Source organism: Thermus oshimai DSM 12092 (assembly GCF_000373145.1).
In the GTDB taxonomy this organism is placed as follows: Bacteria; Deinococcota; Deinococci; order Deinococcales; family Thermaceae; genus Thermus; species Thermus oshimai.
Window position 1 is genome coordinate 239127 of sequence record NZ_KB890614.1, and the last position, 22613, is coordinate 261739.

21 protein-coding genes and 1 pseudogene are annotated in these 22613 nt (G+C 69.4%); 8 read left to right on the forward strand and 14 right to left on the reverse strand.

Annotated elements, in window-relative coordinates:
• Positions 1-43 precede the first annotated feature (43 nt).
• Complete coding sequence (locus tag B043_RS0106910) at positions 44-466, forward strand: HAD family hydrolase (protein WP_018461414.1); 423 nt, start codon at positions 44-46, stop codon at positions 464-466.
• Here the strand turns inward: B043_RS0106910 and hrpB are convergent.
• Positions 463-2742 carry an ATP-dependent helicase HrpB gene (gene hrpB / locus B043_RS0106915; RefSeq protein ID WP_018461415.1) on the reverse strand — a complete coding sequence of 760 codons (2280 nt, stop codon included), beginning with the start codon at positions 2740-2742 and terminating at the stop codon, positions 463-465. The two genes, B043_RS0106910 and hrpB, sit on opposite strands and share 4 nt — an antisense overlap.
• Before the next feature lie 47 nt (positions 2743-2789).
• Positions 2790-4694 (reverse strand): DNA topoisomerase subunit B, encoded by a 1905-nt coding sequence (locus tag B043_RS0106920; RefSeq protein WP_016329779.1) that lies wholly within the window; start codon positions 4692-4694, stop codon positions 2790-2792.
• A gap of 100 nt (positions 4695-4794) precedes the next feature.
• Between B043_RS0106920 and B043_RS0106925 the strand changes: the two genes are divergently transcribed.
• Positions 4795-5181, forward strand: a complete 387-nt coding sequence (locus B043_RS0106925; RefSeq protein WP_016329778.1) for a hypothetical protein — start codon at positions 4795-4797, stop codon at positions 5179-5181.
• On the opposite strand, the gene B043_RS0106930 is transcribed toward B043_RS0106925, so the two are convergent.
• Entirely contained in the window at positions 5178-6383 is a 1206-nt protein-coding gene (locus B043_RS0106930) for a TaqI-like C-terminal specificity domain-containing protein (RefSeq protein ID WP_018461416.1), read from the reverse strand. The two genes, B043_RS0106925 and B043_RS0106930, sit on opposite strands and share 4 nt — an antisense overlap.
• The gene (locus tag B043_RS0106935) at positions 6380-7564 is read right to left on the reverse strand and encodes a glycine C-acetyltransferase (RefSeq protein WP_026234168.1); all 1185 of its coding nucleotides are present in this window, start codon (positions 7562-7564) and stop codon (positions 6380-6382) included. Before B043_RS0106935 ends, B043_RS0106930 begins: the two co-directional genes overlap by 4 nt.
• 103 nt (positions 7565-7667) lie before the next feature.
• On the opposite strand from B043_RS0106935, the gene B043_RS0106940 reads away from it, so the two are divergent.
• From B043_RS0106940 to pruA, 4 genes are read left to right on the forward strand one after another with little or no spacing between them, the layout of a single operon-like run.
• On the forward strand, positions 7668-8555 hold the full coding sequence (locus B043_RS0106940; protein WP_018461418.1) for a DUF4032 domain-containing protein: 888 nt from the start codon (positions 7668-7670) through the stop codon (positions 8553-8555).
• Positions 8556-8598: 43 nt separating this feature from the next.
• A complete protein-coding gene (locus B043_RS0106945; protein WP_016329773.1) occupies positions 8599-9258 on the forward strand; it encodes a GntR family transcriptional regulator in 660 nt (219 codons plus the stop codon).
• Entirely contained in the window at positions 9255-10178 is a 924-nt protein-coding gene (locus B043_RS0106950; protein WP_016329772.1) for a proline dehydrogenase, read from the forward strand. The genes B043_RS0106945 and B043_RS0106950 overlap by 4 nt, the downstream gene beginning before the upstream one ends.
• A gap of 10 nt (positions 10179-10188) precedes the next feature.
• Positions 10189-11739: an L-glutamate gamma-semialdehyde dehydrogenase gene (gene pruA, locus B043_RS0106955; RefSeq protein WP_016329771.1), complete on the forward strand. Its 1551-nt coding sequence runs from the start codon at positions 10189-10191 to the stop codon at positions 11737-11739.
• Between the two features lie 412 nt (positions 11740-12151).
• On the opposite strand, the gene aroH is transcribed toward pruA, so the two are convergent.
• A complete protein-coding gene (aroH, locus tag B043_RS0106960; RefSeq protein WP_016329770.1) occupies positions 12152-12520 on the reverse strand; it encodes a chorismate mutase in 369 nt (122 codons plus the stop codon).
• Between the two features lie 59 nt (positions 12521-12579).
• Between aroH and B043_RS12660 the strand changes: the two genes are divergently transcribed.
• Positions 12580-13257: a PIG-L deacetylase family protein gene (locus tag B043_RS12660; RefSeq protein ID WP_016329769.1), complete on the forward strand. Its 678-nt coding sequence runs from the start codon at positions 12580-12582 to the stop codon at positions 13255-13257.
• A 58-nt stretch (positions 13258-13315) separates the two neighbouring features.
• Here B043_RS12660 and B043_RS0106970 read toward each other — a convergent pair.
• The 7 genes and pseudogenes from B043_RS0106970 to B043_RS0107000 all read right to left on the reverse strand — a co-directional run.
• A pseudogene (locus tag B043_RS0106970) lies at positions 13316-14461 on the reverse strand (chloride channel protein); the annotation flags it as partial.
• On the reverse strand, positions 14461-15570 hold the full coding sequence (locus B043_RS0106975; RefSeq protein ID WP_016329767.1) for an amidohydrolase family protein: 1110 nt from the start codon (positions 15568-15570) through the stop codon (positions 14461-14463). The pseudogene B043_RS0106970 and the gene B043_RS0106975, both read right to left, overlap by 1 nt.
• Positions 15551-16333, reverse strand: a complete 783-nt coding sequence (locus B043_RS0106980; protein WP_026234169.1) for a GNAT family N-acetyltransferase — start codon at positions 16331-16333, stop codon at positions 15551-15553. Before B043_RS0106980 ends, B043_RS0106975 begins: the two co-directional genes overlap by 20 nt.
• Entirely contained in the window at positions 16306-17415 is a 1110-nt protein-coding gene (gene menC / locus B043_RS0106985; RefSeq protein ID WP_018461423.1) for an o-succinylbenzoate synthase, read from the reverse strand. The genes B043_RS0106980 and menC overlap by 28 nt, the downstream gene beginning before the upstream one ends.
• Positions 17406-18674 carry a serine--tRNA ligase gene (gene serS / locus B043_RS0106990; RefSeq protein ID WP_018461424.1) on the reverse strand — a complete coding sequence of 423 codons (1269 nt, stop codon included), beginning with the start codon at positions 18672-18674 and terminating at the stop codon, positions 17406-17408. Before serS ends, menC begins: the two co-directional genes overlap by 10 nt.
• Positions 18668-18940, reverse strand: a complete 273-nt coding sequence (gene gatC / locus B043_RS0106995) for an Asp-tRNA(Asn)/Glu-tRNA(Gln) amidotransferase subunit GatC (protein WP_018461425.1) — start codon at positions 18938-18940, stop codon at positions 18668-18670. Before gatC ends, serS begins: the two co-directional genes overlap by 7 nt.
• Positions 18941-18946: 6 nt before the next feature.
• Positions 18947-19690: a DUF554 domain-containing protein gene (locus tag B043_RS0107000; RefSeq protein WP_016329762.1), complete on the reverse strand. Its 744-nt coding sequence runs from the start codon at positions 19688-19690 to the stop codon at positions 18947-18949.
• A gap of 19 nt (positions 19691-19709) precedes the next feature.
• Between B043_RS0107000 and mnmC2 the strand changes: the two genes are divergently transcribed.
• Positions 19710-20372, forward strand: coding sequence for a tRNA (5-methylaminomethyl-2-thiouridine)(34)-methyltransferase MnmC2 (mnmC2, locus tag B043_RS0107005; RefSeq protein ID WP_018461426.1), 663 nt, complete (start codon positions 19710-19712; stop codon positions 20370-20372).
• Here mnmC2 and B043_RS0107010 read toward each other — a convergent pair.
• Positions 20272-21453, reverse strand: a complete 1182-nt coding sequence (locus B043_RS0107010; RefSeq protein ID WP_018461427.1) for a polysaccharide deacetylase family protein — start codon at positions 21451-21453, stop codon at positions 20272-20274. The genes mnmC2 and B043_RS0107010 overlap by 101 nt on opposite strands.
• Positions 21444-22610: an MFS transporter gene (locus B043_RS0107015; RefSeq protein ID WP_018461428.1), complete on the reverse strand. Its 1167-nt coding sequence runs from the start codon at positions 22608-22610 to the stop codon at positions 21444-21446. Before B043_RS0107015 ends, B043_RS0107010 begins: the two co-directional genes overlap by 10 nt.
• Positions 22611-22613: the final 3 nt, after the last annotated feature.

Consider the following 22613-nt stretch of genomic DNA (forward strand, 5'->3'; position numbering starts at 1 on the left):
CTCCTTTGCACCGAGTATAAGCCGCTCCTGGTAGGCTTGGGAAGTGGTCTACCTCCTGGACCTTTCCGGGGTCTACTGCGAGCCGGTGGAGCCCCACCTCCTCCGCCTCCTCTCCGAGGCCAGCGGGGAACCCCTCTTCTACCTTTCCGAGGCCTTTTACGCCCTCCTTCCCCGCCTGAAGGAGGAGGGGCCTTTTGTCCTGGAGGCCCTTTTCCCTGGGGCCTCCCGCCTCTACCCCAAGGCCTTTCGGATCCGGGGGCACCCCTTTCCCGAGCCCTTCCACCTGGTCTCGGACCTGCCGCCCCCGGAGGGCCTTTCCGCCTTCTTCCACCCGGACAAGCTCGCCGCTCTGCGCCTGGCGTTGGAGGGCCTGGGCCTTTCCCCCAAGGAGGCCTTGTACCTGGACGACAACCCCCTCTGGGTGGAAAGGGCCCGGGGGCTTGGGGTGAGGGCGGAGCTCTTTTAGGGGTTTTCCGGCCAGGGGTGCTTGGGGTAGCGGCGCATGAACTCTTTGCGCAAGGTAGGGTAGGTTCTCTCCCAAAACCCCTTCAGGTCCTGCGTCACCTGCACGGGCCTTCCTGCGGGGGAGAGGAGCTCTACGGTCACGGGCACCCGCCCCTCCAAAACCTTAGGGGTCTCCTTGAGCCCCAAGGCCTCCTGGATGGTGAGGCGGAGCAGGGGGCCTTCCTCCCGGTAGAGGAGGCGCTTCCTCCGCCCCGAGGGGAGGGTAAGGGTTTCGGGGGCAAGCCGCTCTAAAAGGGCCGCCTTTTCCCCCAGTAGCCCCAAAAGGAGGGCTTTCCAGGGGAGGGCCTCCAGTTCTTCCTTCCTCCGCACCCCTGCCGCGTAGGGGAGGAGCCAGGAGAGGTCTTGGAGAAGGGCCTCGGGGGAGAGGTCCGGGAGATCCACCCCCTGGGCCCTTAGGAAGGCCACCCGCGCCCGAAGCCCCTCCGCTTCCCCCCAAGGAAGCCCCCCCTTCAGGGCCTCCTTTAGGGCCTCCTCCGTGGGGGGGCCGGGGTCCATGGGGGTCCTTTCCAGGACCAAGGCCCCAAGCCGCCGCTCCCGGAAGCCCACCCACCGCCCCCCCTCCCACCCCCGCCGGATCTCCTCCCGGGCTAGGGGGCGGAGGTCCTCCCGGGCCAGGGGGGCCATGAGGAGGACCCGGCCCTCCCGCCCCACCAGGTCCGCCGCCGGGGCCACCAGGTAGGGGGGGCCGTCCCCCTCGAGGCGCACCGCCCGGCCGCTTGCGAGCCGGTACCGGCCCGGGGCGGTCCGTTCCCCTACCCGGTCGGGGTAGGCGTAAAGGAGGAGCCGCCCCACCTCCTCGGGGTGGGGGAGGGCCTTTAAGGGCGGGGTGTGGAGCCGCCTCCGCCAGAGGGCGGAGACCCGTTCTAGGGCCTGGAAAAGCCCCCCTTCCCCCCGCCTCGCCCGGAGGAGGCCTTCCAGGCGGGGCATGAGGTCGGGCTCCCCCTCCAAGGGGTCCCGCTCCTCCAAAAGGGCCAGGAGGTCCGCCGCCAGGGGGAGGAGGCCGAGCTCCCGCGCGGCCAGCACCATCCGCCCAAGCCGGGGGTGGGTGGGGAGGGCGAGGAGGGCTTGGCCCAGGGGCGTGAGGGCCTCCCCCTCCACCGCCCCGAGGAGCCGAAGGAGCCCCCAGGCCGCCTCCAGGGCCCCCCTGGGGGGCGGGGTGGGGAGGGGGAGGTCTTCCAACCGCTCCCCAAGCCCTAAGGCGAGGAGGAGGGCCTGGGCCAGGTCCGCCTCCAGGATCTCCGGCCGCTTGGGGGGGAAGGCCCCTTTGGGGTAGAGGCGGAAGACCTTCCCCGGCCCCTCCCTTCCCGCGCGCCCCGCCCGCTGAAGGGCGGACTCCTCGGGGATGGGGACCACCTCGAGGCGGCTTAGGCCCGTCCTTGGGTCAAAGCGGGGGCGTTTGGCCAGCCCCGTGTCCACCACCCGCCGCACCCCCGGGAGGGTGAGGCTGGTCTCGGCCACGTCCGTGGCCAGGACGATCCGCCTGGGCCCTGGGCGGAGGAGGGCGGCCTGCTCCGCGAGGGGAAGCCCCCCGTGGAGGGGGTAGGCGGGGAGGTCCGCTAGGAGCCTTTGGGTGCGGGCGATCTCCCCCTTGCCGGGGAGGAAGACCAACACGCTCCCCTCCCCCTCCAGGAAGGCCTTCCGGGCGTAGCGGGCCGCCAGGGCCTCCAGGGGCCCCTCCGGGCGCTCCAGGTGGTGGACCTCCACGGGGTAGGGCCTTTCCGCCACCTCCAGCACCTGGCCCATCCGCTCCACGAGGGCCTCGTCCGGGGTGGCAGAGAGGACGACAAGGCGCAGGTCGGGCCGGAGAAGGGCCTGGACCTTAAGGAGGAGGCCTAAGGCCAGGTCCGTCTCCAGGTGCCGTTCGTGGGCCTCGTCCAGGAGGACGGCGGAAACCCCTTCCAGGGTGGGGTCCTTGAGGAGGGCCTGGAGGAGGAGGCCCTCGGTGAGGACCAGGAGGCGGGTCTTGGGGCCTTCCTTGCCCTCGAGGCGCACCCTGTAGCCCACGGTCTCCCCCAAAGGCTCCCCCAGGTTTTCCGCAAGCCGGAAGGCCACCGCCCGGGCGGCAAGCCGCCGGGGCTCGGAGAGGAGGACCTTGCCGGGGAAGGCCTTCAGGAGGGCCAAGGGGAAGAGGGTGGACTTCCCCGCCCCCGGGGGGGCTTTCAGGAGGAGGCGGGGGTGGTGTCTGAGCCGTTCCACCCCTTCCTGGATCCAATCCATGGGTTTATCCGGGGCCCCCACCGCGGCCTAGGCCGCGGTGGGGTGGTTTAGATGTCCAGCTCCGCGTAGCGGGCGTGCTCCTCAATGAACTCCCGCCTGGGGGCCACCTTCTCGCCCATGAGCCTTTCAAAGAGCTCGCTGGCCTCGAGGGCATCCCTAAGCTCCACCCGCTTCAGCACCCGCTTCTCGGGGTTCATGGTGGTCTCCCAAAGCTGCTCGGGGTTCATCTCCCCCAGGCCCTTGAAGCGCTGGACCTCGTAGCTCTTCCCCTCGAGCTCCTTTAGACGGGCCTGGAGCTCTTCCTCGGAGTAAAGGTACTCCACCTTCTTCCCCACCTGGAGCCGGTAGAGGGGGGGCTGGGCGATGTAGACGTAGCCCCCTTCAATAAGGGGGCGCATGTAGCGGTAGAAGAAGGTGAGGAGCAGGGTGCGGATGTGGCTTCCGTCCACGTCCGCGTCGGTCATGATGATGATCTTGTGGTACCGGAGGCCTTCCAGGTCAAAGTGGGCCTCGTCCCCCGTGCCCATGATCCCCGCCCCGATGGCCGCCACCATGGCCCGCACCTCGGCGTTCTTCAGGGCCTTGGAAAGCCCCGCCTTCTCCACGTTCAGGATCTTTCCCCGCAAGGGGAGGATGGCCTGGAAGCGCCGGTCCCGCCCCTGCTTGGCGCTCCCCCCGGCGGAGTCCCCCTCCACGATGAAAAGCTCCGCCTCCTCAGGGTTTTCCGTCTGGCAGTCCGCGAGCTTCCCGGGGAGGTCGTCGGACTCCAGGGGGTTCTGCCGCCGCACGAGCTCCCTGGCCTTCCGCGCCGCCTCCCGGGCCTGGGCCGCCCTCAGGGCCTTCTCGTAGACCAGCCGGGCCAGGCGGGGGTTTTCCTCCAGGGCCTCCATGAGCTTTTCGTAGACCACCTGGCCCGTGGCGGTCTCCGCCTCGGGGTTTAGGAGCTTCCCCTTGGTCTGGCCCTCAAACTGGGGCTGGGGGAGCTTCACGCTCACCACCGCGTAGACCCCCTCCAGGAGGTCGTCCCCCGTGGGCTGGGGGCCCTTGTCCTTGTTGAGCCCCGCCCGCTTGGCGTACTGGCCCAGGGCGCGGGTGTAGGCCTTCTTAAAGCCCGTGAGGTGGGTGCCCCCGTCCCGGGTGGGGATCATGTTGGCGTAGGTGAGGATCTCCGTGGTGTAGCCCTGGGTGTAGACCAGGCCCACCTCCACCTCCACCTCGCCCTCCCCGCCCCGGAGGAAGAGGGGCTTCTCGTGGAGGAGGACCTCCCCCTCCGCCAAGGCCTTGGCGAAGGAGGCCACCCCCCCCTTGTCAAAGAAGGTCTCCTCCCGGCCGTGGACCAGGTCGCGGAAGTGGAGCTTGAGCCCGGCCACCAGGTAGCTCACCTCCCGGAGGCGGGCGCGGATCTTGCTGGGGTCAAAGCGGAGCTCCCCGAAGATCTCCGGGTCTGGTTTGAAGGTGACCCGGGTGCCCCGCTTCCCCTTGGCCTCCCCCACCACCTTCAGGGGTTCCGTCACCTCCCCCCGGCTGAAGGCGATGCGGTGGTGCTTGCCCTCGCGGAAGACCTCCACCACGGTCCACTCGGAGAGGGCGTTCACCACGCTGGCCCCCACCCCGTGGAGCCCCCCGGAGACCTTGTAGGCCCCGGCCTCAAACTTGCCCCCCGAGTGCAGGGTGGTGTAGATGACCTCCACCGCGGGCTTCCCCTCCTCGGGCATGAGGTCCACGGGGATGCCCCGGCCGTTGTCCTCCACGGTGAGGGAGAAGTCCGGGTTCAGCGTGACCCAGATCTCCGTGGCGTAGCCCGCCAGGGCCTCGTCCACGGCGTTGTCCAGGATTTCTTTGAAGAGATGGTGGTACCCCTCCACCCCCGTGCCCCCGATGTACATGGCCGGGCGGTGGCGCACCCCTTCCAAGCCTTTGAGCACCTTGATGGCCGAAGCGTCGTAGCTCACACCCCCATTCTAGCACAAGTGCCTTCCATACGGGGCTGAACCCCCAGAGGCTGTGGAGTTTTATGATTTCATTCCGTTTAATCCCCCTTATCCTGGGGGCATGGTGTGGGGCGTGGTCCTCCACGGGGTTTTGGGCCTTCTCCTCCTTTTGGGCCTTCCCCTACTGGCCCTGGCTGCCCTTCCCGGCTTCTTCCGCCCCCTCGCCCCTTGGGTCTACCGGGGGGTGCGGGCCTTGGCCTGGGTGGCCATCCTCCAGGTCCTCCTGGGGTTTTGGCTCTTCTTCCTGGGGCTCAGGCCCAAGGAGGGGCTCCACCTCCTCTACGGCCTCCTCCTCGCCACCGGGCTCCACTACCTGGGGGGCCTCGAGCCCGGGGGGTGGTTCCACCGGGGCCTAAGGGAGCCCCCCAAGCGCCCCGAGGTCTACGTGGCCCTGGGCCTCCTCTTCGCCCTGGGGCTGGGCTTGAGGGCCTACTTCACGGGCCGCTAGTCGCTTTGCCCGTTAGGGCAAACGGATTTGCGAAGCAAGAGGAGGTCCCGGGGGAGGGGTAGCCTTTCCAGCATGCTCCGGGTGAGGTGGGGCACCGCGTCCCGGTAGAGCCCCTGGTAGTACCCCTGGACCTCTGGGCCGTTCAGGTACTCCACTAAGGCCGCCATCCGCCTTTCGGGAAGGGGGGCCCCTTTGGGCAGGAGGTGGAACTCCTCCCGCCAGGGGTAGGCCCTTTCGTCAAAGGCCGCCACCACCTTGCCGTGGCGGGTGTGGCCCACCACCAGGTGGGGGAGGGCGTAGAAGGGCTTGAGGAGGTTTGCCCTTTCCTTGGGGAAGAAGAGGCCGGAATAGGGGGTTTCGTAGTCGATGTGCCCCGGCTTGAGGTTGCGGCCGGTAAGGACCGGGACCAGGCCCGGCCCCGGCACGGTACGGGTGAGGGGGTGGCGCTTGAGCTCGGGGCTCCTGGCGGCGAAGCGGATTTCAAAGAGCTCGCCCAGGGGCACGCCCTCCCGTTCCAGGGCCAGGGCCTTTGGGTGGGGGAAGCGCACCATCCCCCCCTGCCAGTCGGGGTCCACCCAAAGCTCCTCCTCAAACCCCTGGTAGAGCTTTAAGCCCCTCCCCCCCTTGGTGAAGCGCACCACCGTGGCCCGCACCTTGAGCCCCGGGAAGGCCCGGCCCAGGTAAAACACCTCCAAACCCCCTTCCAGGGCCAGGAAGCGGCGCAGGCGGCGGAACTCGTCCAGGACCATCCAGCCCGCGGGCACCACGTAGACCAGGACCCCCCCGGGGGCGAGGAGCCTGACCCCCTGTTCCAGAAAGGCCCCGTAGAGGTTGTAGCGCCCGTACCAGGTGGCGAAGCGCTTCCGGTAGGCCCGGCGCTCCGCCTCCCCCAGGCCGATGCCCGCCCCGGGGGCCCCGTAGGGGGGGTTGGCCAGGATGAGGTCAAAAGGCCCCCCCTGGAAGCCCAGGAAGTCCGCCAGGTGGACCTCGGCGAAGGGGGGAGGGTCCAGGGCCTCGGGGAAGCGCTCCACCCCCACGAAGCGGAAGCCCGCCCCGTAGGCTTCCCGGAAGGCCCTGAGGAAGGGGCAGCGCCCGCACCCCGGCTCCAGCACCCTTAGGCCCCCCGCCCAGGGGCGGGCGAGGGCCACCATCCGGGCTACGAGCTCCGGCGGGGTGGGCACCTGGCCCCGGGCCCGCCTCATATCACGCCCAGCTTCCGCCCCACCTTCTCGTAGGCCGAAAGGGCCTTGTCCAGCATCTCCTTGGTGTGGGCGGCGGTGACGATGTTGCGGATCCTGGCCTTCCCCCGGGGCACGGTGGGGAAGCCGATGCCCACTGCGAAGACCCCCTCCTCCAGGAGCAGGCGGCTCGCTTCAAAGGCCGCCCTTGCCTCCCCGAAGAGCACCGGGGTGATGGGGGTTTGGCTCCCCATGGTGTCAAAGCCCAGGCGGGCGAGCTCGGCCTTGAAGTAGCGGGTGTTTTCCCAAAGCCGCCCGATCCTTTCCGGCTCCTTCTGCACCAGCTCCAGGGCCCCCAGGAGGGCCCCCACCACCGCCGGGGGGTGGGTGGTGGAGAAGAGGAGGGGCCGGGCCTTGTTGAGGAGAAGCTCTTTCAGCTCCAAGGCCCCGGCCGCGTACCCCCCGATGACCGCCCAGGCCTTGGAAAGGGTGGCCACCTGGATCACGTCGGGGTCTTCGTGGAAGCCGAAGTGGTGGACCGTGCCCTCCCCCCGAGCCCCCAGGACCCCGCTCCCGTGGGCGTCGTCCACGTAGACCACCGCCCCGTAGCGCTTGGCCAGGGGGACGATCCGGTCCAGGGGGGCGATGTCCCCGTCCATGGAGAAGACCCCGTCGGTGACGATGAGCTTGAGGCCGTCGGTGTCGTGGGTCTTGAGGAGCTCTTCCAGGTGCTCCACGTCCGCGTGGCGGTAGACCAGGCGGGTGGCCTTGGTGAGCCTGAGGCCGTCGATGATGGAGGCGTGGTTGAGCTCGTCGGAGAAGACCAGGTCCCCCTCCTTGAGAAGCGCCCCCAGCACCCCCTGGTTGGCGGTGAAGCCGGACTGGAAGACCAGGGCGGTCTCCGTGCCCTTGAAGCGGGCCAGGGCCTCCTCCAGCTCCAGGTGGTAGGGGAAGGTGCCGGCGATGGTCCTGACCGCCCCGCTCCCCGCCCCCCAGCGCTCCAGGTACTGGCGGGCCTTCTCCTTGAGGTAGGGGTGGTTGGCGAAGCCCAGGTAGTTGTTGGAGGCCAGGTTCACCACCTCCCGCCCCTCCACCCGGGTCACGGGCTCCTGGGGGGCCTCGAGGACCCGGGGCCGGATGTAGAGCCCCTCCGCCTTAAGCCGGGCGATCTCCTCCTCAATCCGAGCCTTCAGGTTCACGCTCACGCCTCCATCTAACGGCCGCGAGGGGGTTTTGTCCAGCCCTCACCTTCTTCTGACCGGGGCGTGCTACCCTGGGGATGGGCGCGTTGGTAGCGCTTCCAAACCCATGGGGACCTGGCAGGCGGAAGCGGAAAAGGAAAGGCTGGAGCTCAGGGCCAAGCTCCACGAGCTCCTCCATCGCCTTAGAGGGGAGCCCAACACCCTCCTGCCCTTCCACCAGGCCTTAGCCCTCCGCCCCCAAGGGGAGCACCACCTGGGGCTTAGGACCATCGAGGTGGACCGCATCGTGGGTTCGGTGGACCGGTACGAGGACTTTGACCGTCGCTTCCTCCCCAAGACCCCCCACACCCTGGAGCGCTGGAAGCGGCTCCGGGCCCTCCAGCTTGCGGGGGTGGAGCTTCCCCCCATTGAGGTCTACCAGGTGGGGGAGGCCTACTTCGTCAAGGACGGGAACCACCGGGTGGCCCTGGCCAAGGCCACGGGGCAGAAGTACATCGACGCGGAGGTCATCGCCCTGGAGGTGCCTGTGCCCGTGGAGCCCGGGGATACCCTGAAAGACCTCATCCTCAAGGCGGAGTACGCCCACTTTCTGGAGAAGACCCGGCTTAAGGCGCACATCCCCGAGGCGGAGGAGATCCGCTTCACCGCTTTAGGCCGCTACGACCTCCTTCTGGACCACATCGCCACCCGGCGCTACTTCAAGGGCCTCGAGGAGGGCCGCCCCATCCCCTGGGAGGAGGCGGTGGCGGACTGGTACCAGACCCTCTACCGCCCCACGGTGGAGGCCATCCGCCGCCTGGGCCTCCTCAAGGACTTCCCCGGCCGCACGGAGGCGGACCTTTACCTTTGGGTCATGGACCACCGCCACTTCCTGGCCCAGGAGCTGGGGGGGGACCCCGGCCCCGAGGAGGCCGCCCGCTCCTACGAGGCCCGTTTCGGGCCCCTTTGGAAGCGGCTTGGGGGCGGGTTGAAGGCCCTTATTGGCCGGCGGTAACCCGGTTGCCCTGGGGCCCCGGTGGGGTTATACTGTATACAGGATGCAGGCCCTGGGTTTCCGCCGCCCCAACCAGCTTCGGGAGGCCGTCTACCGCCACCTGAAAGACCTCCTCCTCTCGGGCCGCTTCGCGCCCGAAGAGCGGCTTTCCGAACCCCTGCTGGCCCAGGAGCTGGGGGTCTCCCGCACCCCCGTGCGGGAGGCCCTCATGCGCCTGGCGGAGGAGGGCCTGGTGGAGCTCGTCCCCGGTAAGGGGGCGCGGGTTAGGCGCTTCACCCCAGAGGAGGTGGAGGAGGTCTACGGGGTGCGGGCCCTTCTGGAGGGGGAGGCCGCCCGGCTCGCCGCCCTGCGGGCCACCCCCTGGGAGCTTAAGGAGCTGGAGGAGCGCCTTGAGGCCATAGACCAGGCCCCGCGGGAGGACTTCGCCGAACAGATGCGCCGGGACCTGGAGTTCCACCGCGCCCTGGTGCGGCTTTCTGGAAACCGCACCCTCTTTCGCCTCTACGAGGACCTCCTCTCCAGCCTGGCCCTGGTGCGGAGCGCCCTCCCCAACCTTTCCCAGGAGGAAACCACCAGGAGGGAGCACAGGGCCATCCTTGAGGCCCTAAAGGCCCGGGATCCCGAGGGGGCGAGGAGGGCGGTGGAGGCCCATGTGGAGCGGTTTAAGCGGCTTGTTCTGGAGCGCCTAAAGGAGGGGAGATGAACCTAGACCTGGCCTACCGGTCCCTGGTCCTCAAGGTGGCCCATAGCCCCCAGGTGGAGGCCCTCATCCGAAGACGGGCGCGGGGGCTCGTGCGCCGCTATGTGGCGGGGGAGAGCCTGGAGGAGGCCCTACGGGCCGCGGAAAGGCTGGAGGGGGAAGGGGTCCACGCCATCCTGGACCTCCTGGGGGAGATGGTGGCGGACGAGGCCCAGGCCCGGGCCTTCCAGGAAGGGATTTTGGAGCTGGTGCGGGCCCTTGGGGAGAAGCCCTGGCCCCGCTATGTTTCCCTTAAGCTCACCCAGCTCGGCCTGGACCTCTCCGAGGGCTTGGCCCTAAGCCTCCTCCGGGGCATCCTGGCCGAGGCCGAGCCCCGGGGGGTCTTCGTGCGCATAGACATGGAGGACTCCCCCCGGGTGGAGGCCACCTTGCGGGTGTACAAGGCCCTCCGGGCGGAGGGGTTTGAGGGGGTGGGGATCGTCCTCCAAAGCTACCTTTACCGCACGGAAAAAGACCTCCTGGACCTCCTTCCCCTAAGGCCCAACCTGCGCCTGGTCAAAGGGGCCTACCGGGAGCCCAAGGAGGTGGCCTTCCAGGACAAGAGGCTCATAGACGCCCAGCTCCTGCACCTCACCAAGCTCGCCCTGCACGAGGGGCTTTACGTGGCCGTGGCCACCCACGACCCGCGCATGATCGGGGAGGTGAAGCGGCACGCGGAGGCGTTGGGGATCCCCAAAGACCGCTTTGAGTTCCAGCTCCTCTACGGGGTGCGTCCGGAGGAGCAGAGGCGCCTGGCCCGGGAGGGGTACACGGTGCGGGCCTACGTGCCCTACGGCACCCACTGGTACCCCTACCTATCCCGGCGCATCGCGGAAAGGCCCGAGAACCTCTTTTTGGTCCTGAGGAGCCTCTTGGGAGGCTAGGAGGAACGCCATGACCGTAGAACCCTTTAGGAACCAGCCCATAGAGACCTTCACCTCGGAGGAGGCCCGCCGGGAGATGAAGGAGGCCCTGAGGCGGGTGCGGGAGGAGTTCGGCCGCCACTACCCCCTCTACATCGGGGGGGCCTGGGTGGACACGGGGGAGAAGCTCGCCTCCCTAAACCCCTCCGCCCCCAGCGAGGTGGTGGGCACCGTGGCCAAGGGGGGCCGGGCGGAGGCCGAGGCCGCCCTCGAGGCCGCCTGGAAGGCCTTCCGCACCTGGAAGGACTGGCCCCAGGAGGACCGGAGCCGCCTCCTCCTCAAAGCCGCGGCCATCATGAAAAGGAGGCGGCGGGAGCTGGAGGCCACCCTGGTCTACGAGATCGGCAAGAACTGGATTGAGGCCAGCGCCGAGGTGGCCGAGGCCATAGACTTCCTGGAGTACTACGCCCGCCAGGCCCTGAAGTACAAGTACCCCTCGGTGGAGGTCACCCCCTACCCCGGGGAGGACAACGAAAGCTTTTACATCCCCTTAGGGGCCGGGGTGGTCATCGCCCCCTGGAACTTCCCCATCGCCATCTTCACCGGGATGATCGCGGGCCCCGTGGCCGTGGGCAACACCGTGGTGGCCAAGCCCGCGGAGGACACCCCCGTGATCGCCGCCAAGGTCTTCCAGGTCTTCCACGAGGCGGGCTTCCCCCCCGGCGTGGTGAACCTCGTCCAGGGGGAGGGGCGGGAGGTGGGGGCCTATTTGGTGGAGCACCCCCGGACCCGCTTCATCAACTTCACGGGGAGCCTGGAGGTGGGCCTCTGGATCAATGAGGCCGCAAGCCGCCTGGCCCCGGGCCAGCGCTGGATCAAGCGGGTCTTCCTGGAGCTTGGGGGCAAGGACGCCATCATCGTGGACGAGACCGCGGACTTTGACCTGGCCGCGGAGGGGGTCATCATCTCCGCCTACGGCTTCCAGGGGCAGAAGTGCTCCGCCGCAAGCCGCCTCATCCTCACGGAAGGGGCCTACGAGCCCGTCTTGGAAAGGGTCTTGGCCCGGGCGGAAAGGCTCGTGGTGGGCCCCGCGGAGGAGAACCCCGACCTCGGCCCCGTGGCGAGCCGGGCCCAGGAGGAGAAGGTCCTCTCCTACATTGAGATCGGCAAGGGGGAGGGCCAGCTGGTGCTTGGGGGCAAGCGCCTGGAAGGGGAAGGCTACTTCCTCGCCCCCACGGTCTTTACCGAGGTGCCCCCCAAGGCCCGGATCGCCCAGGAGGAGATCTTCGGCCCGGTGCTTTCCGTGATTCGGGTGAAGGACTTCGCCGAGGCCCTCGAGGTGGCCAACGACACCGTCTACGGCCTCACAGGGGGGGTCTATTCCCGGAAGAGGGAGCACCTGGAACGGGCCCGGCGGGAGTTCCACGTGGGGAACCTCTACTTCAACCGCAAGATTACGGGCGCTCTGGTAGGGGTCCAGCCCTTTGGGGGCTTCAACCTCTCCGGCACCGACACCAAGGCCGGCGGTCCCGACTACCTCCTCCACTTCCTGCAGATGAAGACCGTGGCCGAGCGCTTCTAGGCCGTAAGAAAGCAGAAGCCCCGCCGGTATTCCGGCGGGGCAGTTTGTATCCCCTTACGGGGAAGCATCGCGGGCAACCCTACCCCCCTAAGCGCATCGTCCAGAAGGGGGCTCAGAGGGGCCCTAAATGTGAGAAAGATGGAGTCTGGGATATACATAGGCGCATAAAGGGGGTTTTGAGGGGGGAGGTGAGGACGATGAAACGTAGAAAACGCGTATTTGCGCACCCGGGAGGGTTTAGCTGTCAAGACCCCCCCGGAAGCCCGGTTTTGGGTGGGGGTTGGCATCTTGAGTCCCCTTGTGTCAATGGGTTGGGAGAAGGCTCCAGGGGGGCCCTTTTCGGATTCTGAATTTTACAGCTAGATTTTCCCTTACCAGCGCAAAAGTTTCTTTAGGTAAAGTGAGGGCATCTTTACTGCGCGCTCTCCAGGTCCGGGCGGAGGCGCACGGCCTCCCTTAGGTACACGTGGCGCACCCGGTCCTGCGGGGTGTCCGTGTTCCAAAGGGCCAGCACCCGGATGACCCTGGGGAGGCTTCCCGGCACGGGGATCTCCCGGGCGGAGAGGAGGGGCACCCGGTTCATCCCCAGCCTGCGGGCGGCCTCCGCAGGGAAAGCGGAGGAGAGGTCTTCCGTTACGGTGAAGATGATGGCGGCAAGCTCCTCGTGGCTTTGAATGCCGTTTGCCTCCAGCATCTTCTGGAGAAGCTCCGCGGTGGCCTGGAGGATGGCCTCGGGCGTATCCTCCTCCACGGTGATGGCCCCCCTGATGCCCCGGACCATAGTTGGGCTCCATGGTACGCCATGCGCTTCCCCCTGGTAAAGTGGGGGGCATGAGGGTGATGGCGGTCTTCGCCCATCCCGACGACGAGATCGGGGCCGCGGGCACCCTGGCCCTCCACGCCCGGCGGGGGGATGAGGTCCTCCTGGTCTGGATGACCCGGGGGGAGCTGGCCAGCCAGTTTGGGGATCTCCCCGGGGAGGAGGTGGCCCGGATCCGCGAGGGGCATGGGGCCCACGTGGCGGGGCTCATTGGGGCCCAGCACCGCTTCCTGCCCTTTGGGGACACCCTTCTCAGCGGGGGGCGGGAGGAGGCCTTGGCCCTGGCCCGCCTCATGGCCGAGTTCCGGCCGGACGCGGTCATCACCTGGGACCCCCTGGACGTCCACCCCGACCACCGGGCCACCCACCAGGCGGTGCTCTCCGCCCTAAAGCTCTGCCGCATCCCCAAGCTGGTGGGGGAGGCCCACCGCGCCCCCGTGCGCCTTTACCACTACCCCCGGCGGGACCTTCCCCGCCCCTGGGTCTACGTGGACACCACCCCCACGGAGGAGGTGGCGGAGGCGGTCTTCGGCTTCTACCGGGACTTCTACCGCTGGCCCTTCACCCTGGAGGAGTTTCGGGCTCGGCGCCGGCTTCTGGGGCGGGAGGCGGGGGTGCGCTTTGCGGAGGCGTTTCAGACGGAGGCGCCGGTGCCCCTTCCGGCCCTGGTAGGGCGGGTTCCCGGGGGGGAGGGGTGAGGGCGTAGGCCAGGAAGACCGCGGGGAGGACCAGGGGCAGGGTGGCGTACCCGCCCCACTCCGCCGCCAGGACCGTGGCCGCGAAGGGGGCCCGGGCCACCCCCGAAAGGAGGGCCGCCCCCCCCGCCAGGGCCAGGGCCTCCGGGGGGAGCCCCAGGGGCAGGACCCGGCCCAAAAGGGCCCCCATGAGCCCCCCCAGGACCAGGGCCGGGGTGTAGGGCCCCCCGTAGGCCCGCGCCCCCACGGCCAGCACCAGGAGGAGGAGCTTCAGGAGGAGGAGGTAAAGGAGGCCCAGGGTGGGGAAGAGGGGGGTGACGGCCACCGCCACCCAGCCCAGGCCGCTTCCCAACGCCTCCGGGGCGAGGAGAAGGAGAAGCCCCAGGGCGAGCCCCAAAAGGCCGTGCCGTAAGGGGAAGGGGAGGGGGCGGAGGCGGTCTTCCAGGGCCTCACCCCCCACGACCCAAAGGGTGGAGAGAAGCGCCCCCCCGAGGCCCAGGAGAAGCCCCAGGGGAAGGGCCCTTAGGTCCACCTCCACCCGGAAGGGGAGGAGGGGGGTGTAGCCTAAGAAGGCCCCGTAGACCGCGAAGCCCGAAAGGGCCCCCACCAGGGCCGGGGTGAGGGCTTTGGCCTCCAGGAAAAGCCCCCGGTAGAGGATCTCCGTGGCCAGGAGGGCCCCCGCCACCGGGGCGTGGAGGGCGGCCCCGAGCCCCGCGGCGAGCCCCGCGAAGGCCAGCCCCCCGCCCACTCTGGGAAAGCGCCGGTCCAAGACCCCCCCAAGCCAAAGCCCTAAAACCCCTAGGGGCCCCTCCCGGCCCATGGGGGAGTAGAGCCCAAGCTGGAGGAGGCTCCCCAAAAGGGTGCGCCCGTGGACCCAGCGGGGGGGCGGGACCCCTTCCCGGGCGTGGCGGAGGAGGGCCGCAAGGCCCAGGCCGCTTCCCAGGAGGCTCACCAGGGCGTAGGCCAGGGGGAGGAGGAGGAAGAGGAGGGGGAAGGAGGGTCCGGTGAAGGCCTGGAGCACCCCCCCTTCCCCGGGGGGAAAGGGGGGAAGGTAGCCGAGGAGGAGGCCCACCCCCTCCGTGAGGGCCCTCAGGACCCAGGCCAAAAGGGCCGCCCCCAGGCCCGCCAGGGCCCCGGTGAAGGCGCTGTAGAGGAGGAGGGGGCCGGTGGCCTCGAGGCGGGAGGGGCGGGAGGCCTCGCCTTCCATCAGAGGGAGTCTACCAAGTCCACCGGGCTTCCCCGGGTGAGCCTGGGGGTGGGAAGGCCCAGGGCCCGGTACCCCCCCCGGCTTAAGGCCCGCACCAGGAGGCGGGGGTCGGCCTTGTCCCAGAGGAAAAGGGCCTCGTTCTTCACGTTAAGGTCCGGGCTGCTCCCCCGGGAGTCCGTGCCCAGGGCCACTTCCACCCCATACCGGGCGTAGAGGGCCAGGGGGGCTTCCCCCACCTCCAGGTTCCGGTTGGACCGGGGGCAGAGGACCACCTTGGTCCCGGTCTGGGCCAGGAGGGCGGCCTCCTCCTCGTCCACCTGCACCCCGTGCACCAGGGCGGTGGTGGGCCCCAAGACCCCCAGGGCGTGGAGGTGGCGGATGGGGGTGGTGCCGGGGGGGGTGAAGGCCCCTAGGCCGAAGCGCGTAAGGAGCTCCGCCAAAGCCCCCCGGCCCTCCTTCAGGAAGGCCACCTCCTCCGGGCTTTCCGCCGCGTGGACCATGAGGGGAATCCCCTCGGCCCGGGCGTACTCTGCAAGGCGCCTTAGGAGGGGGGCGCTCACCCCGTAAGGGGAGTGGGGGGAAAGCCCCACCTTGACCCGCCCTTCCCGCTTCCGCCAGGCCTCCACCTTCCTTCGCACCTCGGCGAAGACCGCTTCCGCCTCCAGGGGGTTTGGGGCGAAGACCTCGTAGAAGGCCACGCCGGGCAGGGGGCTTTCCAGGAGGAGGAAGTCCATGACCTCGTCCTTGAAGACGATGTCCCCAAAGGCCCCAGCCCCGCTGCGTACGAGTTCGTCTAGGCCCTGCTTTGCCCCTTCCAGCCCCCTCAGGGCGCGGTGGGCCAGCACGTGGGGGATGAAGCCGGCAAAAGGCCCCCGGTAAAGGGGCAGAAGGGAGAGGTCCAGGTGGGTGTGGGCGTTCACCGCCTTGGGGAAGAGGGCCTTGCCCTTGTGCACCACCTCCCCTTGGGGGAAGCGGGCCTGAAGCTCCTCCAAGGGCCCCTGGCCCACCACCCGCCCCCCCTGCACCGCCAAGGCCCCCCGGCGCATGGGGGTGCCGAAGCCGGTGTAGACCACCTCCGCGGTCCAGAGCTCAGTCCTTAGCCAGAACATAGCGGTTGGGGCCCCGCAGGAAGTCCACCGCCCGGTAGCCCCGGGCGAAGTAGGCCCTGAAGACCTCCCGGCTGTGCTCGCGCCAGAGGAGGGCGAGGGCCGGGTCCTCCCGGAGGATCTTTCCCCAGTCCTCGGGGATTTGGACCAGCACGCGGGGGGCCTCGAGGTCCAACAGGGCCGCCACCGGCCTTTCCCCCTCCACCCGGTTGGCCTGGGGGAGTCCCTCCGCCTCCACCGGGGGCGGTGGGGCGTAGATCCGCTCGTAGACCCTGGGGCTTAGGAGGTCCCACTCCGCAAGGAGCCGGTCCGAGGGAGCCCCGGCGTTGATCCCCCCCATGGGGCCGTAGTGGTCGGGGAGGTAGGTCTGGGCGGTGGCCCCGAGCTTCCGGAGGTTGAAGTTGGCGTTGGGGCCCCTTAGGGGGTCAAAGGTCCAGACCACCTTCCTGACCCCCCGGGCCAGGCACCAGTCCCGCTGGAAGCGCTTGAGGAGGAGGGCCGCCCCCGTGCCCCGGTAGGGTTCCAAAACCCCGAGCATGTGGGAGTGGTGGAGGGCGGGGTCCTTGGTGGGGAAGCCGAAGACGAAGCCCACGAGCGCTTCCCCAATGAAAGCCCCCGCCACCAGCCCCCCCTCGTCCTGGATGGCGATGAGGAGGCCCCTCGGCACCAAATCCCGGTCCTCCCGGCCCCAGACCGCCCGCTGGAGCTCCACCACCCCTTCCATCTCCGCAGGGCCCCTTAGCTCGCGGACACGTACCTCCGCCATAGGGTGACCCTCTCCACGAAGGGGAGCTTTAAGGTGACCCCGATGCCGGGGCCCTCTGGCACGGGCATGAGGCCCTCTTCCGCTTCCAGGGCCTCCTCCACGATGTCCTCCTCCCAGTAGCGGCTGGCCGAGCTCACGTCCCCCGGCTTGGTGAAGCCCCTCAGGGTGGCCAGGTGGAGGTTGTGGGCCCGGCCCACCCCCGCCTCCAGCATCCCCCCCATCCAGAGGGGAATCCCCGCCGCCTCCGCCAGGGCGTGCACCTTCAGGCTTTCCCCATGCCCCCCAAGCCGGGCGGGCTTGAGGTTGAAGACGAGGCCCGCCCTGAGTTCTATGGCTTTCCTGGCCTTTTCCGCCGAGGTGAGGCTTTCGTCCAGGCAGATGGGGGTCTTGAGCCTCGCCTGGAGCCGGGCGTGGTCCAGGAGGTCGTCGTAGCCCAGGGGCTGTTCAATGTAGTCCAGGCCGAGCTCGTCCAGCCGCTCCAGACGGGGGAGGTCCGCCATGCGGTAGGCGCTGTTGGCGTCCGCGGTGAGGGTGGCCTCGGGAAAGGCCTGGCGCACTGCTTTCAGGACCTCGTAGTCCCAGCCCGGCTTGATCTTGAGCTTGATGCGGCGGTAGCCCTCCTGAAGGTGCTTTTCCACCACCCGTAGGGTGTCCTCCACCGTGGGCTGGATCCCCAGGGAAACCCCCACCTCCACCCGCGTCCTCACCCCCCCCAGGACCTGCCAAAGGGGCTTCCCCAGGCCCTTGGCGAAGAGGTCAAAGAAGGCCATCTCCACCACCGCCTTGGCCATGGGGTTCCCCCGGAAGGGCCTTAGGGCCTCCGCGAGGGCCTCGGGGTTCGGGAGGTCCTGCCCCAGGAGGCGGGGGAGGAAGGCCTCTTCCAGGAGGTAGCGGGCCCCCTCCACCGTCTCCTCCCGGTAGAGGGGCAGGCGCTCCATCACCCCCTCCCCCAGGCCCTCGAGGCCCTCCCCGAAGAGCCTTAGGAGGAGGATGGTCCTTTTGGTCTGGACCCCGAAGCTGGTTTCAAAGCGGAACTTCAGGGGTAGCTCCAGGATCCTCAGCTCCGCCGCCTCTATCCGCACGGCTCCAGCACCTCCTTGCCCAGGTAGGGGACGAGGGCCTTTGGCACCCGCACCCGGCCGTCCTCCAGCTGGTGGTTTTCCAGGAGCATGGCGAGAATTCTCGGGGTGGCCAAGGCGGTGTTGTTCAGGGTGTAGGCGTAGCGCACCCGGCCCTCTGCGTCGCGGTAGCGGAGGTTCGCCCGCCGGGCCTGCCAGTCCAGGAGGGCCGAGCAGGAGTGGGTTTCCCGGTAGCGCCCCTCGGAGGGGAGGAAGACCTCCAGGTCCACCTGCCGCCACTTCCCCGGGCCCATGTCCCCGGTGGAGACCTCCACCACCCGGTAGGGGAGCTCCAGAAGCCTGAGGATTTCTTCGGCGTTCCCAAGAAGCTCCTCAAAGGCCCGGTCGGAGGCCTCGAGGCTGGCCTCGGTGAGCACGTACTGCTCCACCTTGTGGAACTGGTGGACCCTTAAAAGCCCCCGCACGTCCTTCCCGAAGCTCCCCGCCTCCGAGCGGAAGGCGGGGGCGTAGCCCGCGTAGCGCTTGGGAAGCTCCTCCGCCTTTAGGATCTCCCCGCTGTGGAGGGCGTTTAGGACCACCTCCGCGGTGCCCGTGAGGTAGAGGTCGGTGCCGGCGATGGCCCAGACCTGGTCCCGGGCCGCAGGGAAGTGGCCGGTGCCGATGAAGGCCGCCTCCCGGGCATAGGAGGGGAGGGTGAGGGGGATGAAGCCCTTCTTCACCATGAAGTCCATGGCGAAGCGGAGGAGGGCAAGCTCGTAGAGGGCGAGGTCCCCCCGTAGGGCGTAGGAGCGGCTTCCCGAGACCTGGGCGATCCGGGGCTCCCACCAGCCGTTTTTCTCCATGAGGGCCACGTGGTCCAGGGGCGGGAAGGGGAAGGCCCTGGGCTCCCCCACCCGCCGCACCTCCCGGTTGGCCCGGTCGTCCTCCCCCACCGGGGCCCCGGGCCAGGGGGGGAGGGGGACTTTTAGGAGGAGGTCCATGAGGCTTGCCTCCTTCTCCCTTAGGGCCTCCTCCAGGGCCTTGGCCTCCTCCCCTAGGGCCCGCCCCCGGGCGATCAAGGCTTCCTTGGCCTCGCCCTGGGCCTTGGGCACCTCCTTGGCGATGCGGTTCCGTTCGGTCTGGACCTCCTGGAGCCTGGCCTTTAGGCCCTGCACCTCCCGGTCCAGGGCGAGAAGGGCTTCCAGGTCCAGGTCTACCCCTTTGAGCCGGATGGCCCTTTGGGCCTCCTCGGGGTGGGTGCGGAGCCACTTGAGGTCTACCATTCCAGCACCTTGGGCACGCGGAAAAACCCCTCCTCCCGCTCGGGGGCCAGGGCCAGGGCCTCTTCCTGGGAAAGGCCGGGGCGGGGCTCATCCTTGCGGAGGCGGCCCGTGGGGGGTTCTTCCTCCCCCTCTTCCACCTCCGGCAGGGCCTCCACGAAGGCCAGGATGCGGTTCAGGTCCTGGAGGAGAAGGGCCTCCTCCTCCGGGGAGAGCTTGAGCTTGCTTAGGGACTCCAGGTGCCGTAGGAGGTCGGGCGTGAGCTCCATATGGGTTTAGCTTAACGCCTCCGCCAGGGCGAAGAGGATGGGGGCCAGGAGGAGGGCGGGGAGGAAGGAGGCCACCCGCACCCGCCCAAGGCCCAGGAGGTTGATCCCGATGCCCAGGATCATGAGCCCCCCCACCCCGGTGACCAGGAGGACCCGGGGGTCCTGGGCGGGGTCGGGGAGGGCCTGGGCCAGGACCCCCGCCAGGAGGGCCACCCCCCCCTGGTAGAGGAGGATGACCAGGACGCTCATCCCCACCCCCACCCCGAAGCTGGCGGTGAGGGCGATGGCGGAAAGGCCGTCTAGGGTGGCCTTGAGGAGGAGGAGGCGGGGGTCCCCCGTGAGGCCGTTCTGCAGGGCCCCCACCAGGGTCATGGGCCCCACGCAGAAGAGGAGGCTTGCGGCCACGAACCCCTCGGTGAAGCCTCCCCCGCCCCGCACCGCCCGCTTGAGGCGCTCCCCCAGGGCCTCGAGGCCCTCCTCCAGCCGGGCCCACTCCCCCAAGAGCCCCCCCAGGACGAGGGCGAGGAGGCCCAGGACCACCCCGTCCACCGCGCCCCCCTGGGCCTTGGAGAGGGCGCCCGCCATGGAAACGCCGATGAAGAGGGTGGTGAGCCCCACCCCCTGGACCATGATCCCCCCCATCCTTTCGGGGAGCTTGCCCCGGAGGAAAAGCCCGAGAAGGGTGCCCAGAAGGACCGTGGCCGCGTTGGCCAGGGTGCCGGAAAGCTTGGCGAGCAGGCCGAGCTCCATGGGGGTATTCTAGGGCCTCGTGGAGTGGGTCCTTACCGAAGACGGCACCCCCACCCTCTTCCACCCCGGCTACCGCGAGGCCTACCACCCCCGCCAAGGGGCCCTTCTCCAGGCCCGGAGGCTCTACCTGGAGAAGACCCTCACCCACCTCCACCCCGCCCCCCGGGTCCTGGAGGTGGGCTTCGGCCTGGGGGTGAACTTCCGCGCCGCCCTGGAAAGCGCCCTAGAGCGGGGGGTTAGGCTCCGCTACCTGGCGGTGGAGAAGGCCCCCCTTCCCCGGGAGGTCCTGGAGGCGGCCCGCCTCCCCCTCCCCCGGGCGGAAGGGGTGTTCCGGGAGATCCTCAAGGCCTGGCCGGAGGCCCGCTTCCGGGGCCCCTGGGGGGAGCTCCGCCTCCTCTTCGCCGACGTGGCCCGGGCGGAGCTTCCCCCCTTTTGGGCCAGCGCGGTCTACCTGGACCCCTTTAGCCCAAAGGCCAACCCCGAGGCCTGGAGCGCCCCTGTCCTCCTAAAGCTCCGCCTGGCCCTACGGGAGGGCGGGCGGCTTGCCACCTACTCCGCCCAAGGGGCCTTCCGCCGGGCCCTTAGGGGGGCGGGCTTCCGGGTGCACCGGGTGCGGGGGGTGGGGAAGCGGGAGTGGACGGTGGGTATCGCCGTAGGACCTCTTCCCGCTCCAGGTAGGTGAGCCGGGCGAGGAAGCGCCCCTTCTTGGGGAGCTCTCCCCGGTAAAGCCAAAGGAAGAAGGCCCCCGCCAGGCTGGACACGAGCCGGGGCCAGGGGGGAAGGGGGGCGGTTTTGAAGCCGAAAAGCTCCGCCCCCAGGGCCAGGGGGCTCGCCCCGTAGACGAGCCTCACCTCCGGGTCTTCCAGAAGGGCCTTAGCGACCTCCTTGAGGCTGTTCCGGAAGGCGCGGATGGCCTCGGGGGTGGAGAGCTCCATGGCCCGCTCGCTTTCCAGGTGGAGCTCAAAGGCGGGGGTGCCCGGGGGGAGGCCGGGCAGGGCCGGCCCGGGGAAGGGCTTCTTCTCCAGGCGGAAGAGGTGGAAGGGCCCAAGCCCCGCCCGCCGCACCCCGTGGCGGCGGTTGTAGCGCTCCTCGAGGCCCTGCAGGCCCCGGATGAGGGCGAGCCTCGGGGAGAGGGGGAGGGGGTTGAGCTCGTCCAGGGTCACGGGCCGGTAGCCCAGGGCGAGCATCCGGGGAAGGGCGAGCTCTAGTAGCCTCAGGGTCCTTTCCGGGCCGTCGTGGAGGAGGACGACGCTCCCCGGACGGAGGTAGAAGAGGAGCCTTTCCGCCAGGTCTTCCGGCGGGAGGTCCAGCCAGTCCTTGCCCTCCGTGTCCCAGAGGGCGATGCGCTTTTTGAGCGCCCAGGCGAAAAGGCGGGTGAAGGGGGTGTGGAGGCCGTGGGGCGGGCGGTAGTACCGCCCCTGGCCCGCCGCCATGTGCCGCCACTCCAGCCAGGGCAGGAGGAGCCTCCAGGGCTCGTGCCAAAGCCCGTGGTCCTCCACCTGGTGCCCCTCTTCCCGGATCCTCTCCACCAGGTCCGGCCGGGCCCGGGCCTTTTCCCCCGTGAGGAAGAAGGTGGCCTTCACCCCGTGCCTATGGAGGAGGGCGAGAAGGGCCTCCGTCCTCTCCGAGGGGCCGTCGTCAAAGGTGAGGGCCACCAGGGGCGTCTTTCGGCTTCCCCGGGCGTAGGCGAGGAGCCCCAGGTGGCGGAAGAGGAGGTCCGAAAGCCCATAGAGGAGGAGGGTAAGCCCCAGGGCTACTTCCATCCCGGCCTCCTTAAGGCGAAGGCGTAAAAGAGGCTTAGGGCCAAGAAAACGGAGGACCCGGCGAAGAAGGGCGCCTTAGGTCCAAAGGCCTCCCAGAGCACCCCCCCCACCGCGGGGCCCAGGGCCACCCCCAGGCCCTCCACGGTCATGAGGCTCCCCCATATGGCCCCCCGGTTCTCCTGGGGGAGGTTCTTGGCCAGGAAGCCGTTCCAGCCGGGGAGGAAGAGGCTGAAACCGAGCCCCGCCAGGAGGGCGAGAAGGGCCAGTTCCAGGACCCCTAGGGCCAGGGGAATCCGCCCCATGACCGCCCCCAGGAGGAAAAGCCCCCCCATGAGGGCGGCCCGGTACCCCCTTCGGTCCACCGCCCGCCCCGTGAAGGGGAGGAGGAGGAAGGCCAGCCCCCCGCCCAGGAGGAGGAGCCCCCCAAGGGCGATGGGCTCGAGGCCCAAGGCCTCCTTGGCGTAGCGCAGGAGGAAGAGGGACACCAAAGCGGGGGCGAAGGTCTGGCCGAAGGCCGCGGGCAGGAAGAGGAGAAGCCGCCCCAAGGGGTAGCGCTCCCGGCTTTGCGCGGGGATGGGGATCCTGAAGCGCAGGAGGGAGAGGGCCAGGAGGAAGGCCAGCCCCTGGGCCAGGAGGAGGAGGGCGTGGGCGGCCTTGGGGTCTTTGGCCGCCACCTGCCCCACCCCCACCAGGCCGATGCCCACCCAGGGCATGACCAGGGTGAGGGTGAAGGAAAGGGCCCGGGCCTCCCGCCCGGGTCGGGCGATGCGGCTGGTGTAGGTCATAAGCCCGGGATAGAGGGCGGACATGCCAAGCCCCCAAAGGAGGCCCAGGCCCCAAAGGGCCCAGCCCGCCTGGGCCAGGGGGGTGAGGAGGAGGGCAAAAAGCCCCACCAACGCCGCCAGGCCCACCATGAGGCCGAAGCCCACCCGCTCGGCCAGAAGCCCCCCAAAACCCTTGGAGAGGTTTTCCGCAAGCTGGTGCAGGGTGTAGGCCAGGGTGAAGACCGCAGGGCCTAGGTGGAGGTGCTCGGGGGCGTAGAAGGGGAGGAAGCCCGCGAAGTAGCCGCTCCGGACCCCCTCCATGAGCCCGATGGCCAGGATGAGCCTTAGGAGCGCGGAGAGGCCATCCTTGGCCCAAGGGAGGTGGCGAAACACGGT

Bases quoted from the DNA above. Each gene is read 5' to 3' on its own strand.
- gatC (WP_018461425.1), bottom strand. From the start codon at position 18,940: ATGGAGCTCACGCCCGACCTCCTACGGCACCTGGAGTCCCTAAGCAAG.
- B043_RS12660 (WP_016329769.1), top strand. From the start codon at position 12,580: ATGGCGGTCTTCGCCCATCCCGACGACGAGATCGGGGCCGCGGGCACC.
- B043_RS0107000 (WP_016329762.1), bottom strand. From the start codon at position 19,690: ATGGAGCTCGGCCTGCTCGCCAAGCTTTCCGGCACCCTGGCCAACGCG.
- B043_RS0106975 (WP_016329767.1), bottom strand. From the start codon at position 15,570: ATGTTCTGGCTAAGGACTGAGCTCTGGACCGCGGAGGTGGTCTACACC.
- B043_RS0106930 (WP_018461416.1), bottom strand. From the start codon at position 6,383: ATGAGGCGGGCCCGGGGCCAGGTGCCCACCCCGCCGGAGCTCGTAGCC.
- B043_RS0106945 (WP_016329773.1), top strand. From the start codon at position 8,599: ATGCAGGCCCTGGGTTTCCGCCGCCCCAACCAGCTTCGGGAGGCCGTC.
- pruA (WP_016329771.1), top strand. From the start codon at position 10,189: ATGACCGTAGAACCCTTTAGGAACCAGCCCATAGAGACCTTCACCTCG.
- B043_RS0106980 (WP_026234169.1), bottom strand. From the start codon at position 16,333: ATGGCGGAGGTACGTGTCCGCGAGCTAAGGGGCCCTGCGGAGATGGAA.
- hrpB (WP_018461415.1), bottom strand. From the start codon at position 2,742: ATGGATTGGATCCAGGAAGGGGTGGAACGGCTCAGACACCACCCCCGC.
- aroH (WP_016329770.1), bottom strand. From the start codon at position 12,520: ATGGTCCGGGGCATCAGGGGGGCCATCACCGTGGAGGAGGATACGCCC.
- B043_RS0106950 (WP_016329772.1), top strand. From the start codon at position 9,255: ATGAACCTAGACCTGGCCTACCGGTCCCTGGTCCTCAAGGTGGCCCAT.
- B043_RS0107010 (WP_018461427.1), bottom strand. From the start codon at position 21,453: ATGGAAGTAGCCCTGGGGCTTACCCTCCTCCTCTATGGGCTTTCGGAC.
- B043_RS0106925 (WP_016329778.1), top strand. From the start codon at position 4,795: ATGGTGTGGGGCGTGGTCCTCCACGGGGTTTTGGGCCTTCTCCTCCTT.
- B043_RS0106940 (WP_018461418.1), top strand. From the start codon at position 7,668: ATGGGGACCTGGCAGGCGGAAGCGGAAAAGGAAAGGCTGGAGCTCAGG.
- serS (WP_018461424.1), bottom strand. From the start codon at position 18,674: ATGGTAGACCTCAAGTGGCTCCGCACCCACCCCGAGGAGGCCCAAAGG.